Origin of the sequence: Shewanella oncorhynchi (genome assembly GCF_012584455.1) — a bacterium.
GTDB classification, from domain to species: Bacteria; Pseudomonadota; Gammaproteobacteria; order Enterobacterales; family Shewanellaceae; genus Shewanella; species Shewanella oncorhynchi.
Genome location: NZ_JABAEB010000009.1, coordinates 141,232 through 158,236, shown reverse-complemented (window position 1 = coordinate 158,236; position 17,005 = coordinate 141,232). Strand labels below are relative to the sequence as shown.

General features: G+C 41.0%; 12 protein-coding genes and 2 pseudogenes. 7 read left to right on the top strand and 7 right to left on the bottom strand.

The genetic code is table 11. The features are described from left to right. Positions 1 to 122: 122 nt before the first annotated feature. On the top strand, positions 123 to 1,043 hold the full coding sequence (locus HGO26_RS15420) for a LysR family transcriptional regulator (RefSeq protein WP_345719253.1): 921 nt from the start codon (positions 123 to 125) through the stop codon (positions 1,041 to 1,043). Between the two features lie 46 nt (positions 1,044 to 1,089). On the opposite strand, the gene HGO26_RS15415 is transcribed toward HGO26_RS15420, so the two are convergent. Next, the gene (locus HGO26_RS15415; protein ID WP_168826269.1) at positions 1,090 to 1,737 is read right to left on the bottom strand and encodes a CatB-related O-acetyltransferase; all 648 of its coding nucleotides are present in this window, start codon (positions 1,735 to 1,737) and stop codon (positions 1,090 to 1,092) included. A gap of 1,030 nt (positions 1,738 to 2,767) precedes the next feature. Between HGO26_RS15415 and HGO26_RS15410 the strand changes: the two genes are divergently transcribed. Then, positions 2,768 to 3,226, top strand: coding sequence for a hypothetical protein (locus tag HGO26_RS15410; RefSeq protein WP_168826267.1), 459 nt, complete (start codon positions 2,768 to 2,770; stop codon positions 3,224 to 3,226). Between the two features lie 70 nt (positions 3,227 to 3,296). Beyond that, positions 3,297 to 4,235 carry a hypothetical protein gene (locus tag HGO26_RS15405; protein WP_168826266.1) on the top strand — a complete coding sequence of 313 codons (939 nt, stop codon included), beginning with the start codon at positions 3,297 to 3,299 and terminating at the stop codon, positions 4,233 to 4,235. Between the two features lie 37 nt (positions 4,236 to 4,272). Here the strand turns inward: HGO26_RS15405 and HGO26_RS15400 are convergent, their stop codons facing one another. Beyond that, positions 4,273 to 5,229 carry an IS110 family RNA-guided transposase gene (locus HGO26_RS15400; RefSeq protein WP_107948140.1) on the bottom strand — a complete coding sequence of 319 codons (957 nt, stop codon included), beginning with the start codon at positions 5,227 to 5,229 and terminating at the stop codon, positions 4,273 to 4,275. Between the two features lie 300 nt (positions 5,230 to 5,529). Here HGO26_RS15400 and HGO26_RS15395 point away from each other — a divergent pair, with 300 nt between their 5' ends. Then, on the top strand, positions 5,530 to 6,126 hold the full coding sequence (locus HGO26_RS15395) for a hypothetical protein (RefSeq protein WP_168826264.1): 597 nt from the start codon (positions 5,530 to 5,532) through the stop codon (positions 6,124 to 6,126). Between the two features lie 65 nt (positions 6,127 to 6,191). Beyond that, complete coding sequence (locus HGO26_RS15390) at positions 6,192 to 6,818, top strand: hypothetical protein (protein ID WP_168826262.1); 627 nt, start codon at positions 6,192 to 6,194, stop codon at positions 6,816 to 6,818. 654 nt (positions 6,819 to 7,472) lie between these two features. On the opposite strand, the gene cas6f is transcribed toward HGO26_RS15390, so the two are convergent. Genes cas6f through HGO26_RS15370 form a run of 4 tightly spaced genes read right to left on the bottom strand, consistent with a single transcriptional unit; the run spans position 7,473 to position 12,476 of the window. Beyond that, on the bottom strand, positions 7,473 to 8,084 hold the full coding sequence (gene cas6f / locus HGO26_RS15385) for a type I-F CRISPR-associated endoribonuclease Cas6/Csy4 (protein ID WP_168826260.1): 612 nt from the start codon (positions 8,082 to 8,084) through the stop codon (positions 7,473 to 7,475). A 1-nt stretch (position 8,085) separates the two neighbouring features. Beyond that, positions 8,086 to 9,135 (bottom strand): type I-F CRISPR-associated protein Csy3, encoded by a 1,050-nt coding sequence (gene csy3 / locus HGO26_RS15380; RefSeq protein ID WP_168826258.1) that lies wholly within the window; start codon positions 9,133 to 9,135, stop codon positions 8,086 to 8,088. A gap of 9 nt (positions 9,136 to 9,144) precedes the next feature. Next, positions 9,145 to 11,250, bottom strand: a complete 2,106-nt coding sequence (locus HGO26_RS15375; RefSeq protein WP_168826256.1) for a type I-F CRISPR-associated protein Csy2 — start codon at positions 11,248 to 11,250, stop codon at positions 9,145 to 9,147. Continuing rightward, positions 11,244 to 12,476: a TniQ family protein gene (locus HGO26_RS15370; protein WP_168826254.1), complete on the bottom strand. Its 1,233-nt coding sequence runs from the start codon at positions 12,474 to 12,476 to the stop codon at positions 11,244 to 11,246. The genes HGO26_RS15375 and HGO26_RS15370 overlap by 7 nt, the downstream gene beginning before the upstream one ends. A gap of 515 nt (positions 12,477 to 12,991) precedes the next feature. Between HGO26_RS15370 and HGO26_RS15365 the strand changes: the two are divergent. Continuing rightward, positions 12,992 to 14,145 (top strand): annotated as a pseudogene (locus HGO26_RS15365) (IS4 family transposase). A 231-nt stretch (positions 14,146 to 14,376) separates the two neighbouring features. Here the strand turns inward: HGO26_RS15365 and HGO26_RS22370 are convergent. Next, positions 14,377 to 14,553: pseudogene (locus tag HGO26_RS22370) on the bottom strand (IS3 family transposase); the annotation flags it as partial. A 245-nt stretch (positions 14,554 to 14,798) separates the two neighbouring features. On the opposite strand from HGO26_RS22370, the gene HGO26_RS15360 reads away from it, so the two are divergent. Next, a complete protein-coding gene (locus HGO26_RS15360) occupies positions 14,799 to 16,964 on the top strand; it encodes a sensor domain-containing diguanylate cyclase (RefSeq protein WP_247651562.1) in 2,166 nt (721 codons plus the stop codon). The last annotated feature ends 41 nt before the right edge of the window (positions 16,965 to 17,005 follow it).

The window sequence follows — 17,005 nt, the reverse complement described above, 5'->3', positions numbered from 1 at the left end:
AAATGGCGATCGCCCGTTAGTTAACGCTCTTTTTCATACTGTGGTAGTAGCTTACGCGATTCACTTCCCATGATTAAGTCACTAAAATGACCATCACTAAGTCCTTCAAGGAATTAATTGCCGTGATAAATAATCAATTTGTTGAGATACGCCATTTCGTCACAGTTGCCCAGCTCGGCAGTTTTACCTTAGCGGCGCAGGCGTTAGGCATGACAGGTTCGGCGCTCAGTAAAAGCATAGTACGATTAGAAACCCGCTTAGGCACTAAGCTGCTGCACCGCACCACAAGGCGTGTGAGCTTAACCAATGATGGCGATTCGTATCTCACAGATTGCCAAAATGCCATGGCAATCCTAGACAATGCACAGAGCCGACTCGGCAGCGAACAGCAAATTCCCTCAGGTCGAGTGCGAGTGGATTTACCTGTGACGTTTGGGCGGCGATATATACTGCCAACCCTATTATCACTATCGCAAAAATATCCCAAGCTCGAGTTATCCATTACCTTTAACGATAGAGCGACCGATTTGTTTAGTGGCGGCATTGATTTGGCGGTGCGTGTCGGACAACTCGGCGACACTGTGGATTTAGTCGCCCGTAGATTAGGAGAACAACGCCGAGTGATCTGCGCATCTCCCGCCTATTTCGCTCGACTTGGTACGCCACAAGGCAAAGATGATCTCAGCCAGCACCAATGCATTGTCGGCTGGCCGCTTGGGCAGCAACATCGCTGGTTACTTAAAAATGAGGATGGGATCATCGAGGCTTATGACATTCCAGTACGCCACGAAATCGCTGATTGCGAAGCCATTTTAGCGGCCACACTGGCGGGAGTGGGTTTAGCGCAAGTGCCAATATGGTTGGTTGAGGACTATCTTAAAACTGGTGAACTTATCTCGGTACTGGACGAACTCGCCAGTGACGACACACCCATCCACTTGATTTGGCTTAAAACCCCTTACCTCCAACCCAAGCTACGGGTGATCATCGAAGAACTGGTGGAACTAGCCAAAACGCCAAAAAGCAGATTTAAGGCAGAATAAGTGAAAGGCCTCGACTGAGCGCGACCTTTCGCTTTGGGGCTAACGGTTATTTATTTTGATGTACAGATTGGTCATAGAGAGTGATCGCTTTGCTGAGCGCGTCAAAATCCGCCGAACACATATGCTGCTTTAAGCTATCAAACTTTTCGGCAGGCCAATCGTAGATTTTTAACGCCAGTAACTCAGTAATAACGTCTTTATCGAACCGATACTTGATTAATTTCGCGGGTGATCCCGCCACAATACTGTAGGGTTCGATATTTTGGGTGACAACACTATTTGCGGCAACAACCGCACCTTCACCTATCGTCACCCCAGGCATCAGCATACATCTCATGCCTAACCAAGCCCCATCACCAATATGAGTATCACCTTTGCCTACATAGGCCTCCTCGATGAAATCTATAAAGGGATATAAACAAAACCAATCCGCTCTATGCGTATGATTTCCGCCCATTAAGATCACAACTTCGGCGGCGATACACACATAGTTCCCGATATAAAGTTTATCGATAGACCACTTAGGCTCCCACTCACGGCTCACTTCATCGCCATGAAGATATCTCACTGCTGCTCCCTCAAAGCCTGCATCCCAGCAATCACTGTAATAGCTATGTTGACCTTTGACTATGATATTGGGATTGGTGACCACCTCGTGCAATAACTGAACTTTTGACCAATGCTTTTTCTGCATTGCAAATCCTCTTTATAAACAAAATTGTTAATACGAAACATAATGTTATGAGAAGTTTTACATTAGAATAGTCAGTGAATACGCGGCTGTTTTAGCAGAGGAATGAGTTTCATATAAAAAATCACAAGTGGGTATAAAAAAGAAAATAGCCCATAAAACTGAAAAATCGACATGGGCTAGCCGTTGTCACTGAAAGTGTCGCTGAAACCAAACTATGACATAGCAGCATATACAGAAACAATTACTTAGCTAAATGATGTAACCATACGTCGACATAAAATGTACCCATAGTCTGACAAATAGGAGCAGCCGCAAAATAACTCAAGTGAAAAATGTAACTTTACTACAAATGACTATTAAGCCTTTGCAAACTGACAATTGCTCTAAATAGTATTGGTTGTATTGCTAATCTAGCCACCAGTGAATCAAAATGGGTATTGAAAAGTTGCTTAGCTGAGTATCCAGCATTCGTTACTAGCGACCTATCTTCTTAAATCCTTCCCTAGATCTTGCGCAAATTTTTTAGCGGCCTTTAATGACTCTCTATCTGTGAATTGTTCAGCTGTAACTGTGGGGGGAGCAATAAGTTTGATACTAAAATGGCAGCGATCGCATAGTTACGCTGCCATTTCTAAATCGAAATTGCCCCAAAGCTTGCTAGCACTCGGCAGTGTGAATAGCAAACTTACAAACAAGTTGCCATACAAATTCTCATCTATTTACTCAATGTTTGGTTCTACAGTAAATCGCCTAACAATGTGCGGGTATACAGTCGTATTTAAATTTAGATATTTGGGGGTGATTTGAACCACAAAATCAGTACGCATTAATCAAACTGATAGAATCTCATAAAATCAATTAATTAAATCTACTTTTGGTTAATAGATTTGAAAAACACACATGCGCGTTTTTCCTGATGGTGTATTTGATAGAAAGCTGATAAGTTATTTATATACAGATAGTTAACTGTGCGCGCTTTCACTGGTAACGCGCATGAACACTCATCGAACATTAGCTGCAAAGAGGCATAATGTCCCAATACAAACTGACGGAAGAGATCCTAAAAAGTTCTAATGCAGCAATTTGGGACCTGGCGAAGCTTGAGTGGTCCCTGTATCAAATATACGAAGCGGAGGATCCGGAAACCTGCTTGTGCGGTCACTTCCCAATAATTGAAGTTTGCACCCTTCAAAACAAGCTTAACGGTCAATTTGCAACCGTTGGCAATTGCTGCGTTAAGAAATTTATAGGACTGCCATCAGACCTAATATTCCAAGCCGTCAAGAGAGTCCGAAAAGACAACCAAAAGTCACTTAATGCTGAAGCCATTAGACATGCATATGAAAAGAGCTGGATAAATGAGTGGGAGTATAATTTCTCAATCGACACAATGAGAATGCGCTCACTTACCAGCAAGCAGCTCCAAACTCGCATTAAGGTCAATGAAAAAATGCTGGCAAACATGAAAAAGAACTGTGGTAACGGCTAAAAATGCGCTCAACTGTCGCTCATTTCGTCAGTTAGCTTAATCGTTATAAATCACTTGAGTTCGGAGGATTATGAATATTTCAACCTTAGAAATAAGTAAAACGGCAATGTATCACGGAGAGTTTACAGACCGTAAAAAAGAGTTTTCAGAAGCATGTAAATGGCTATCCGAAGAGATGGGTTTTCCATATAAAAGTACTCGAATGGGCGACTACGAGCGGCTGCTAAAAACATTTGTTAACCCAGGAGCTAAAGCGCCTACGGAACGAGACTTAATTGATGATTTTTATCACTTCATGCAAGCAGTGACCGAGGCGTGCCAGATCATCCGATTATGGAATACTTTTAAAGATGGTAAGCACGAGGGTTTAAAAGATCGTATTAAGCATGTTATGTCAGGTAAGAGCATACGTACCGAAGCAATCAAAAAGAACAAAAAGGGGCAGAATGATGACCCTGCACGAGATTTTGCGTTTGAGCTGAATATTGCCTCTAGGTTTCTCAAAGGCGGCTATGAAGTTGATCTAACAGATGATTGCGATGTGGTTGTTACTATTGATAAAGATAAATTGTACGTAGAGTGCAAACGTATAAAGTCTTTGAAAAAGTTAGCCACTCGCATTAAAGAAGCATCAAACCAGATTGATACACGCATTGGTTTAAATCGTAAAAATAAGTATGGCTTGATAGCAATGGACGTGACTGATGTACTTTTGCCTGAGGGCACAGTAACAGCAACTAGCGATGTGCGTTTGTATGACATGGAAATACAAAAAGCAATTACAGGTTTCGCTAAAGAGCAGCAAGATGTATCAGCCAAAAACGCAGGTCGTAATGTAGCGGGAATTTTATTTGAATTTAGTTCGAGCGCATTCTTTTCTCATGAGGAAAAGGAACCTGCATTGGGCTTTGGGCGCGCTGCGTGCATGTATAGGCAGGCTAGTCAAAATAAAAAGTCGTTGGCTCTAATCTCTGGTTTTATGGACAAAATTGCCAACCAAAATCTATAAAGTTCAGATTTATAACAAGAGACTATGGCGTCAATAGCTAATTTATCGCTTTTGGCGCTTCCCATAGGGCACCGTCTCTCAACATCGAATTTAACGTCACCACCATCTTCCTAATACAGGCAATGATAGCCACTTTTTTAGGTTTCCCTGTGGCAACTAATCGCTGATAGGTGCTCTTAAAAACCGGGTTAGATTGTATGGCTGACATCATTGCCATATATAAAACCGTTCTCACTTGATGCCTTCCTCCTTGTATTTTTCGCATGCCTTTAAAGCGCCCGCTTTCTTTATTCATCGGTGCCACACCGACCAATGCGCTTGCTTCCTTGTTACTGATATAACCCAATTCTGGTAAGTTACTGATGATGGAAGCTGCGGCGATTTTACCGATACCTTTCATACTCTGAAGCAGTATATTTTTCGCTTGATAATCAGGGTTTGACTCAATGAGTTTAACGATTTTTATTTCAATCTTTTCAATCTGATTTTTGAACGCCGTTAAAATAGGTTTAATGGTCATTTCAAGTTCTTTTGGCAATATTTGAAGGCGGTTTTTTTCCATCGTCTGCATCACCAATAGTTGATTTCGTCTTGCGACTAAATCACTCATAGCACGCATTACATCAGGTTTTAAAGTTGATAAGGTCGGCTTAATCGCTTCGCTGTAATGCGCTATAAGTTGCGCATCAAGCTTGTCAGTTTTTGCCCGTTGACCAATGGCACCAGCAAAGCGTTTTATGTGAACAGGGTTTGCGATGACAAAAGGTAAGTTTGCCTCAGCGCAGGCCATAATGAAGGGCATTTCAAGACGACCTGTCGCTTCGATAACGATGCGCTCAGGAGTGTATTTTTTAATGGTTTTGACAGCCTCTTTAATCCCTTTTTCATCGTTCGATACAGTGAAATAGATATTGAGAGGGCGGATATAAATGTCGAGTTGAAACTTGCCAGTATCAACACCTACGTTAATGTTTTGATTAGACGTTGTTTTCATAATAAGCTAACTCTTGCTTGCAAATGCGGGTTCGAGACCCAGTAGACTATTCGAGTATTTTGCTTGGAGTCCTTTGTCGCGTTCTTTCTTGTTATCGGTCTCTCAATAGAGGAGCCAGCGTTCAATCGAACTACGACAAGGAAAGCTTTAGTTGCAGCTAAAGCCTGGGTCTCACATTACCCGAAACTGGAAATTATTTGTAATCAGGTGAGTTTATTATCCATACAAGCGTTCCAATTGACCCCATACTGTCACGAATTTTGCGTCATGTGGTGATCACTCTCGTATGGACTTGAGAATATGTTAAAAGAAATAGATTGTGATTTGGTTCAAGTCAGGGAAACTGGACTCGGGATGATTCTCCGAGTTGTAATCCTACAAGCTAACGGTTGGGCTGAAGACTTCAAATTTCTAGTTCATAAGTACGCACCTAACGAAATACCTATTGATAATGCAGATATTGACTGCCCGAATTGGACTGGACGTTGGTTGATTGCTCAAACGTTCACTGCAATGGCCCTTGAAGCATTCTATTACGATTATGTAATAGAAAAGGAATCTAAGACTAAAGCAGAAAATAAATGTTCGCCTGTTGTGAGATACCAATATTTAGCAGAAACTTATCTCGGTCAAATTAACGTCACTGATAGTGATCTGTATATTCAGTTAAAGGCTTTGAATACGCTAAGGCGTCACTGGGTCCACAATAAAAGTACTGATTTGGGAAAGTATAGTTGTCCTGATAAATATTTTAGTCCAGGTCAGTGCTTGGCATTACTAACCAGTGTGTTTCGATTGTTTGAATCGAATGATCATTCATGTATTGTCGCTAGAGTCTATAGAGAAATACTTGAGCAAGCACAGAGTAATGTAAAAGATATAATTGAAACTATATAATATGAAGCACATAACAAGGGCGTGTAATCTGACCCCAGCGTTATGCATAAAAACGGAGTCTGAGCATGGTCGACATTAATCGAAAAAAAGAGCTACGGTATTTGTTCTTGCACAAGCTGTACGAACTGACCGACGGAAGTGAGCTTAAAAGGGTTGCTAAAGAAGATGTTGCTAAGCACTTTGATGTTACGCCACAGGAAACTCACGATATTTGGAAGTACCTGAAAGGTGAATACCTCGCCGATCCAGTGAATATGGCCGTGTCGATTACTCATGCAGGGGTCGTGGAAATTGAAAGAGCCGTAACTGAGCCAGATAAACCAACGCAGTATTTTCCACCCGTGAATATAATTAATGTTCATCAAATGCATGGCTCGGTAATTCAACAAGGAACAACAAATAGCACCCAAACAGTACAAATAACAAATGCTGAAAAATTTGCGATTAATGAATTTATGGGAAAGTTGAAAAACGCCTTGCCAGAACTGAACTTGGATGATTCTGCGCACTCAGAAATTTCAGCTGATATAGCTACAGTCGAAGCACAAATTGGCTCGAAAATGCCAAAGGGTGGAATCATAAAGGAAAGTCTTCTTTCCATTCAGCGTGTTCTTGAAGGCGCATCGGGTGCCGTTCTCGCTCAGCAATTACTTCCATATATTCCGGCCCTTCTCGCTACTTTTGGCTATTGAAAATACATAACAATCAGCTTCACTGGATTCGCTCTCCTGTTAGCAGGGACGTTAGTCCATAGAAATATTAATCCGAGACTCACATAGTAGAGCAAAAGTCCTAACACACAATTGTCCAAAAGCTTGCTAGAAATTGATCAATATTTATTTTCACGTCTACCGTCGTGTTGGTAGTGATTTTCCTCAAAATTGATCAAACTTTAGATTTTTAATGGCTATCAATAGCTTAAAAAGGCGCATTTCCACTCAAACAATTATCCAGCGAAAATTGGGGCATTGCCACTAAAAAGCCTCTTCCCACATTGGGTAAGAAGAGGCTTTTACTGCCTATCCGGCAGTTTGCAGTATTAACATAAACGTCGAAACGATTGTTTTTATTATCAGCTGCCTATTCGGCAGGTCACCTTGGTATAAAGGATTTTACACTGTTCACTAAATTTTCAGCTGCCTATTCGGCAGGTCACATCGAGGGTTTTGTATAACTTTATTTGTAATAATTTTCAACTGCCTATTCGGCGGGTCACTATACACTTATAAAATAAACCTATATAAAATCAATTACTAGAGCCAAAATCAAGGAAATAACCATATAATTTCTCAAACAGATAATTAGTTTTAAAATTAAAACATTACAGTAACCACGAAACCAAAAGGTCAGATTTTATCTACAAGACGAGATAGCTCCGGTACTGTTCCATTTTGTTGTTGATTGCTGGCAAATCCATAGCTACTAAATAATGGTTCAGTTTGCTTCTTTGCTACCATTTTCTGAATATGAAGAAGGTAATCTTGCTTATTACTACCGCTGCTCATTGCTATACGATGGAAAATGTTAAACTCTCTTGGCTGAGTATTTTTTATAGGATTAAATGTCTCACCTCGAGCTAACGCTCGTTTTTCCAAACGTTTTAAGCGTCTGCGGGCCTCACCAACAAAAATCTTTGCAATTTCCTGATTACGTTTGAAAATCACTTCAGTACAATCATCAGGTACAACGTCAACGTTACCAAGACTAAAAAAGCCACATTCTTTCATATCTTGAAAATAGGATTGCTGTTTCAGCTCACTCAATACAATTTCATCAGAATGAACAAAAGCAATGACATTACCGATAGACGCGTCTGACCAAGCAGGAAACGTCACCCCAAGACCTTTAATTTCATGTTTGCAGATGTACCCATGCATTACTGAGATACAACGCCCCATTAGTAGAGCCAAGTTTGCTTCTCGTGGTAAGAAACGCACCATAAAATAGTAGCGCTGCATATTATGCCTTCTTCGTTTCGGCTTTCTTCTGGAACATGCCACCCTTTATCAGGACAGCAAAAAGATAGTAAATATTAGGATGAATTGAATGCCCTGACTCTGCGGCCTGTTGCTTGAGTTCAGCTAAATACAGCTCTGTATTTACAAATAAGGTATAAAAACTCAGTGCAGATTCAGGTGAACGCCGTGCAATACCCAGCTCTTTGTCTGCACCGTACTCATGTACTCGTAATCGTTTAACATCGTCCTGATCCCACCAATTATCAATTGATTGAATAGCCGCACCTATCTTGACCGAATTAAAACTCACCGCATAACGACCATCAGTACATTTAACCTTAGTAAACTGTTTTGAAGTTTCACCTTCTGCGGACTTTTCACCAAAGGTTTGGCTTGGGTAGATCTCTTGGCAAAAGACAGTCTCAATTTTTGCCGTAATATCAGCGTTCCAAAATACATTCGGATCAGTCAAAGCTAAGTGCATATCTTTACTTAATTCATCAAGAACAGTCCGGGCTTCATCAGACCAAATATTCCAAGCTAACTGCCTCGTATTACTGATTTGATAACACTTTCCCGTACTTGTTTTAATATCAATTTGAGTGTGACCAGAGTTTTGATTACGCCAGAGCCAAGTTCCTAACAGCAGATTTTTACAAAAACGGGTCGCCAGCTCTTGGTAACCGTCGCACTCCTTAAATGCTGCAGACAATTTTTCAAGTAAACTAGAAACTTCAGGATCGCTGCAGCCAGAGGGTTTGAGCGAGTTAGCTTGTACTCTTAGCGAGAAGCGGCAATAAATGTGATCTACATTTGGCGGAACATAACACTCTTCAATCGTTAGAGGATTACAGTGTGTAAGGTCCTGGGGTGCTAAGTTTTTCGATTTAAATTGAGGAGTAAATGCTTCAGTGAATCCAGCTTTTTGACCACGTATACGAGTGATTTCAGCTTCAAGAGGAACAAAATCAGAATCGGCTGTTTTATAGAAAAATACCGCCTTACTTGGGTAGAGGGATCGGTCATACTTTAAAACATTGCATAGCTCCATAAACCTTCCTTAAATCCGTTTCATCAGCATTGAATGCTCTTTTACCTCTAACATCCAAAACGCTCTCTTAAAATAGTTTATTTGCCCCTGTAACCTTATCTCAATTGCCGATGCACACTCAACTACGCCAAGCGCTGGTTCAGCATAGCAATGTAAAGGCTCTAGGCTACCGACTCGGCTAACGGGTTCAGTTAATGGTAAATAGCCAACCATAGTGGGACACAGCGATGAATTTTTATCCAACAAAAACAGAAGATCACTAATATTACCCATTGAATATCTAGTCGGCATAATCCATTTTCCTGACATAGGCAGTCTTTTCAATGTTGAGAAAAGCTCCGCTTCGGATTGATAAAGCTGGCACCACGCACCAACAGCATCTAACTCGGGAGGATGCATTACTCCACCGGCAAAGTTCGCAGGAAAACTTGCTTTCAACATTTCAGTTCGATTATCTAAGATAACTAAATCGTCTTCATAACCATCAATATGAATGACAAGATCAAACACTAAATCACAATGTCGATTATCAATTATTCCAGCTCGTCTAAATTGATTCTCTTTCGATCCTTGCATGCCGTACTCAGGCAGTTTTTTGCCCGAGACAGATGAGTACTGACGAATAAACCACGAAAATGAGGTTAATCTAAGCTGAGTACCCAATCCTTCATTTAATCGCCGCTGGTAGCTATGCATCATTCCCCAAACAGCGGTGAGAGATGGAATGCCAACACAATACGGATTAGATAAAGCTTGGGCATCAAACACTCGAATACCTTTCAAATGTAAATATCGCTGAAAATGCTCATCCTCAGCATCTTTTTGTAGCAAAGGTTCTTTATAAGCCAAATGAGTTAACAACCATTTCAAGCTATTTCGAAGAAGAGGCATCAGTCTCTGATGAAAGGCATACTGACTTATCATTGCTGAATGCGACATCACCGAATTTAATCTGCCGAACAGAGGCAGCAGCAATTCAGGTAATAGCTCATTCTCAAAGGTTAAAAACTGATACTCTAATGAGCCATTAATAGGCTCAAGCTCGGTAAGAAGAATCGGCCCATCTTTAACCTCTAATCGCCATTCCAACATTGGCGCAAGCCACTCAGATAACATCGTTCTTATCTGTCTAAGATTGGCGACTTTTTGTTGCCTGCGTTGCTTTAACGCCAACGCTGATTCACTCGATAACAGTTCATCCAACACCCTCACAAATCGAGGCTGTGACAATACATTTTGATTCAATACATCCTGACCAGATAAAACCCTAACCAGTAAATTATCGCCTAATCCGTGAGTTTTTTTATTAATACGAGGCGGATAATTCAGGGCTCTAGCATTACCACCAAGAGATGCGACTAGCTCACTGACTGCCGCAGGACGAATAAACTCAAGACTGGTATATCGGCCCTGTTTTTTGATTGCTGCTTGCTGGAGTTCAGACTGAAGTGCATGGCTTACAACGGGGGTAATCGCTATATATCCATCACGGAATGGCATTCGAACCTGTACGGAGTATTTATCGACTTTATCTGGGCTTAACTGCGCAGGTAAAAAATACTTCACCCTGCCGCAAATATTCATAAACTGTTTAACAGGCATGCCAAGTTCTTGAAAAGCCTCTTTCCAGTGTTTTGGTGCTTCACACATTAATGTTGCAAGGCAAGTTACTTTACCTTGCCAAATAAACTGGCAGCCAAACAGCTTGGCAAAATTGACTTTAGCACTGTCATGAGACCACCCTAAAGTACGCTGGCAATTAGCGCCACTCAACATATTGGGATGTAATTGAGGACTAGGGGCAACGAGCCTTTGTTTACTGACCCGAATATCTGGGAACTTGAGATTATGGGTATGCAGCCATTGTACTTCGTCAATGCAAACATCAATATGGGTTTGGTTATTAACAGTTATTCTGGCTAACTTTTTATCAAGTAAGTCATCCACCAACTTTTTCGGATAGGTAAGATTAAGCAAAATAATTAGGGCAGAGCTTTCCTCGCCAGTCACATCTAACGGTTCTGTATAAGCAGCAAATGCACGCCTCAACGCTGCCGAACGTGCTTGAACATCTTCAATATCTAGCAGTTCTCGCAAATGTAAATTCTTTACCATGCCGATAAGTACATCCCCTGTCTATCACTGCCGAAGCTACTTTTATACTCGATCACTTGCCTTAAATAAAATACAGCTGCGTGAGGGTCAATCCGCTGCTTCATTTTTTGTCTAAACGCCGAAGTTAATATCCCATCTTGATGAAGCCGATAAACCTGCTCTTGGGTTGTTGATAGTAAAACAGCTATTTCTGCGACGCTGACTAGCATATCGGCCACGTTAGGCTTTTTCGATTTGGGATGTAACACCACCAATCTTTGCAAATACCCCATTGAAGCATAATAGATAAAATGTGGCTCTTTATCCTCTGGATAAAGACATCGTGAATGCAAAATCAACTCACCAAAAATAAACCGAAAAGCAGTACGATTAAATAGCTCTATCAGCCTTAGTTCAGCACCTTGAGTCACTTTATCCAGTTCTTGATAAAAGTTGTCAGGCCAGTTATCAAAATATTCAATAGCATCGCTAAAAGAATTGTCATTACTTCCGCCATGACGCTTTTGGTACCAAAGTAGAGCCGCAAGTCGGTGAGTCGCAGATGTTTCATTAATAAGTGGATTTGTAGACGTAACATCACCACCAATAAGGTTCCTCGCTAGCATGAGATCAGGCTGTTTAGCGCGAACAATTTCCGCTTTTGAAAGCTCAAATCCACATGAACAATAGCCAATTGATTCATTCTCAATATAGTTGAGCGGTGCTTTGCATTCTGGGCAATGTTGGATCAACGCGCACTCATGCTTGGCACAGGCAGTATATGGTTTTAAATGCCAAACTTGCCGAATATAAGGCTCATCCTTTAAGCACTCAGGGCAAATGGGCACACTCTCAACATCATCCTCATTGACATAACGGATAAAACTTAAAGGAATATCGATACCATTACGATGCACTGCAACGCTAGACCCCATAAAGACTCTGTTAGATCTAAATAGTGCTATTTTCTCCAGTTCATGAGGAGGTAAACCAAGAAGGGATTCAAGCAAACCCAACGCCCTCATCCTAAAGTGGCTATTATGCTTAGCATGATAAATATTGAAGCGTTTTAGCTCGATAGGGAAAGCTCCATGGGCCTCGAAGTCTAGCTCATGAAGCTCTTCTCTAATAGCAAGACTGAGCTGCTGATAAGAATCAAAAAAGTTCTCTGAAACGATTCGAAGCAAATAACTTTCAAGCGATTCATCAATAAATGCACGCGCTCTAGGGGAAAATAAAAATGCCATCACCCACCAAAAACTAAGAAATCCTTAGCAAAAATAAAGCAGTTGCATAAAAATAGCAAATAGTGATTTAGACATCTCATTTTCACCTTGATGCTATCCACCCAACAACATAGGCGAGACCGTCGTGTCCCCAACCACCACTAGCGAGGTCAAGATTTTGAGGTTTTGGATGATTGGTTATCTCCAAATTCTGAAATCAGTGAGGATGTTTAATAAAATAATGCTTAGCATTAAGCTATAGATTAGCTGATTTTACTTTCTATAATGCCAGATGTATCTATCCAGTTAACAACACCTTGATAGTCAGCCTCCACATGGGAGCGAGCCATTTTATACATATTTGGCTTTGTGGAGGAAAAGAGTATGACAACATACAAATATCGGTATTCAACTCATAAAAGCCATACCCTGAAGCCACCTGATAATTTTAATATAAATCATTATATTGGAGTGAACTTGCACCTTGAAGTGTGATCAGATGGAAGTACGAACAAATATCAATCACAGACATCAAAGTGCAAGTATTAACTATCTTACATCAATCTCTTTATCAACATTGTCCAGAAATCCATCAAAAGCGGCTCAATACGCTCATGGTCGCTTGCCGAGCACTCATCAATGCTGATGATCTCACACTCACGCATTTAGGCCGGCATATTGATGGCACCAGCATACAGACTAAACACTCAATAAAACGCATGGATAGATTGCTGGGCAACTCTCATCTTCACCATGAAAGACTGGCTGTTTATCAGTGGCATGTAAAGTGGCTACTGACAGCACATACGATGCCGAGATGATTGCGCTACGTGCCTCTATCGCTATCAAGGGCCGCTCTATCACACTCTACGAGCGAACATTTCCGTTAGTACTTCAAGGCACTCAAACTGCCCATAATCAGTTTCTTAATGAGCTCCATAAAGTATTACCTGACAACATCACCCCGCTGATAGTAACGGACGCAGGCTTTCGTAATCCATGGTTTCGAAAATCGAGCAGCTCGGTTGGTATTGGCTTGGTCGCGTCAGAGGATTGAGTGTCTATCGCCCCCCCTTCAGTCGCCAATTTTCGCTAAAAGCGCTTTATCCCCAAGCCCGTCGTCGCGCAAAACATGTTGGGCGGGTGGCGTTATCGGTAAAGCAACCCTTGTTATGCGAGATGGTGTTGTTCAGGGCGCAAAGTAAAGGCAGAAAAGGTCAGCGAAGTACTACAACCGACTGCCACCATACGGCGCAATGGACGTATGAACTGACGGCCAAAGAGCCTTGGGCACTGGTGACTAACTTGACTATGGAAGCCATGTCACCTCAAAAACTGGTCAATATTTACCAAAAGCGAATGCAAAGAGAAGAAACCTTTAGAGATTTAAAAAGTCCCGCTTATGGCTTTGGTTTACGTCATAGCAGAACACGTTATGCGGCTAAGAGGACATACTGCTATTGATAGCGTTATTGGTGCAACTGGCATTTTGATGGGTAGGATTATACGGAGAAACACAGCAATTACAGCGGCACTTCCAAGCCAACAGGTGAAGAAACGGAATGTGTTATCGACAGTCAGGATGGGCAAAGAACTACTGCGGCGACGGCATGATTACCCCATATCAGCTGATGATTTGTTTTGTGCTGTGAAGAAACTAGCCGAACTCTCATTAACTCATGGCTGTTGAGGCTATGAATTATGAGGGGATCCTACAGCGCCATGCCTCAACATATCGTGCTTATGAAACCATCGAAGATATACCAGGTTCTACGGTCAAAATTGGGACTAGATAAACGATTCAAGCCGCAAAATGGAAAAAATCAGAGCGGAAGGCAATGAAGTTTGCGATTGAGAATAGCAAGACTAACTTGATTCACAGATCAAAATTCCCCTCATAAAGCGATCAGTTCTTTAAACATATGCTTTCTCTCGTCATTATCGGCTCATCCTCTGCAAGGCTTCCACTTTTTGTGAGTGAAAGAAACTTTCTGCAAAGGCGTTGTCCCAGCAATTACCTTTACGACTAAGGTTTTGTATCATCTGATGCTTTTTATCAAAAACAATAATCATGCGAGCAGTATTGGCTGCCAAGATCATTTTTAATTAAATTTCCTCTTGTTGCACTCGTCAGCGAAAAATTTTGCCATACTTTCTAAACATAACTATCGGAAAATTAACATTCCCTTGCAACCACGAGATAAAAATAGTTTTCGAGTCTTTAAAAAACTAACAGACGAGGGGAATACCAGAAATACAACCGAAAATTCAATATAATGGCATCATATTCTGGAAATCTCATGCTTGATGACTTACGACTTTCCAATTTTAAAGGGGTTCTCTTTGCATTTATCTAGCGTTAACTTCGCACACTGCCGATTTGCTTTAGTTCTTGGTCTACTCGGCTTTGTGGTCAATTTGCTACCTATCCCTTTATTTGCAAATATCAATCTGATACTCGGCAATATGGCTATTGTTATTGTCGCCATTTTATTGGGGCCTTGGTATGCACTGATAACCGCCCTATTAAGTGCCACAGGTTTGGTTTTAGTGTGGTCAGATTCCTACGCCTATATTTTATTTTCACTCGAAGCCATTGTCCTTGGTTTTGCTCGACTTAAGGACATCCGTATTTTATATGCCAGTATACTTTATTGGTGTTTCATCGGTATGCCGCTATTTGGTATATTAGCGATGAATTTTACCGAGATACCGACCAGCCACATTCATTTTATCACTATAAAACAAGGCGTTAATGGTATTTTGTACGCGGCTTTAGCAGAGCTGAGTGTGGTAACTATTCCGTTTTTATGGCATTTTAAAGATAAAATCACCAATCGTACGCGCCGTCTATTTAGCTCACGCTTAAACTACTTATTTATCTTAATTATCACGGTTTGCTTACTCATCACCTCGCTCACATTTAACCGTATGTTTATTGATAAACAGCAAGTGTTGATCAATCGTAATATTCAAGACACCGCCACCTTGTTGGCACATTCCGTTGAAAACTACCTTTACGATAGCGAAGAAGCACTTATCAATATCGCACAATTTCTAAGCCAATCTAACCAGTCAAATTGGCAAGATGTGCTGTCAAAAAAACATAATGATCGACCACGATTTACGACAATGCTTATCGCAAGTCCACAGGGAACATTCTTACTTGCAAGTGTAAAGACACAAATAGCGTCATTCAATCTCGACGAGAAGAGTGTCCTACAGGCAGCCACTCCTTATCTTGCTCCGAGCTTAGAGAAGCGAAAAGTCACGATCACTCCTGCACAATTAGCCCCCAATTTAAGCAATGATGTCATTGTTGGTATCAATACGCCTATTTTTGCTGAAAATGACGATATGAATATTATAGGTATTCTAGAAAGTAACTTAGATTTGAATTACATATCTAAAATTGATGAGCAAGATTTACATGACAGTGAACAGGCCATTATCCTGATCGATAACAAAAAAAATATCCTCTATGCTTCAAAAAAATTAAATTTAACACCACTTAGCCCGTTTATATTCACCAAAGGTGATAAGGAATATAAAACCCTGATGCCACTGATGAATATCAGTAAAAACAACGATACTAAAGGCATACCAGAATACGTGTATACCGAGCGCTCCTTAGCAAACGGCTGGCATATTTATGTTATCAAGCCCTTTGCCCCCTTACTCGTGTTGGCAGAGCAGCAATACATCAGTACCTTTTTGGCCGTACTTTGCTCACTGTTAGCGGTATATTTTATATCTAAAGCCACCAGTCGATTACTCACAGAGCCGCTATCATATTTGGCAAAACACTTTAGCCATTCTAGACATGAAAAGTTTGAACACTACTGCCTGAATGACGATACACCTGCAGAAGTGTATAGTTTGTACGAAAGTTTAGAGGCCAATCAAAATGCACTCTTAGCCCATCAAGCTGAACTGGAGCAAAAAGTACAGCAGCGCACCCAAGAATTAGAGAGTGCTAATGCAAAATTAAAGTTACTGGCTGAACGCGATCCACTCACCCATCTTTTCAATCGTCGTTACAGTGAAACCCAATTCCAGCATATTCAAAAAATGTGTGCACGCAATAAAGCAACTATTGCGGTTGTGGTTATGGACTTAGATTTTTTCAAAAAAGTAAATGATAACCATGGACATTTAGGTGGTGATGAATGCTTAAAAGTCATGGCAAAAGCCTTAAGCCAGCACTTTAAACGTGATACCGATTTAGTCGCCCGGTATGGCGGTGAAGAGTTCTTACTAATTCTGCCCATAGAAGATAAAAAAAATGTTGAGCAACACTTAAATGATTTTAGGCAAAAAATTGCAGAAATCAGCATTACGAACCCGGCTGATAAAACGACGTTTAATGTTACTGTCAGCATTGGGGCTATTTTTGCCGACGCTAATTTTAGTGAAGATTTAGATATCTGGATAAAACAGGCTGACGACAACCTTTATCTCGCTAAACATCAAGGCCGTAATTGTGTGATATGCACTCAAGGGGGGTAAAACTCACCAAACAGTATTGCGACTTTCTTCAGTTAAATCTT

What these genes read in the sequence shown, in the direction of transcription:
- csy3 (WP_168826258.1), bottom strand. Translation starts at nt 9,135, where the DNA reads ATGGAGCTATGCAATGTTTTAAAGTATGACCGATCCCTCTACCCAAGT.
- HGO26_RS15400 (WP_107948140.1), bottom strand. Translation starts at nt 5,229, where the DNA reads ATGAAAACAACGTCTAATCAAAACATTAACGTAGGTGTTGATACTGGC.
- HGO26_RS15410 (WP_168826267.1), top strand. Translation starts at nt 2,768, where the DNA reads ATGTCCCAATACAAACTGACGGAAGAGATCCTAAAAAGTTCTAATGCA.
- HGO26_RS15395 (WP_168826264.1), top strand. Translation starts at nt 5,530, where the DNA reads ATGTTAAAAGAAATAGATTGTGATTTGGTTCAAGTCAGGGAAACTGGA.
- HGO26_RS15415 (WP_168826269.1), bottom strand. Translation starts at nt 1,737, where the DNA reads ATGCAGAAAAAGCATTGGTCAAAAGTTCAGTTATTGCACGAGGTGGTC.
- HGO26_RS15405 (WP_168826266.1), top strand. Translation starts at nt 3,297, where the DNA reads ATGAATATTTCAACCTTAGAAATAAGTAAAACGGCAATGTATCACGGA.
- HGO26_RS15390 (WP_168826262.1), top strand. Translation starts at nt 6,192, where the DNA reads ATGGTCGACATTAATCGAAAAAAAGAGCTACGGTATTTGTTCTTGCAC.
- HGO26_RS15370 (WP_168826254.1), bottom strand. Translation starts at nt 12,476, where the DNA reads ATGGCATTTTTATTTTCCCCTAGAGCGCGTGCATTTATTGATGAATCG.
- cas6f (WP_168826260.1), bottom strand. Translation starts at nt 8,084, where the DNA reads ATGCAGCGCTACTATTTTATGGTGCGTTTCTTACCACGAGAAGCAAAC.
- HGO26_RS15375 (WP_168826256.1), bottom strand. Translation starts at nt 11,250, where the DNA reads ATGGTAAAGAATTTACATTTGCGAGAACTGCTAGATATTGAAGATGTT.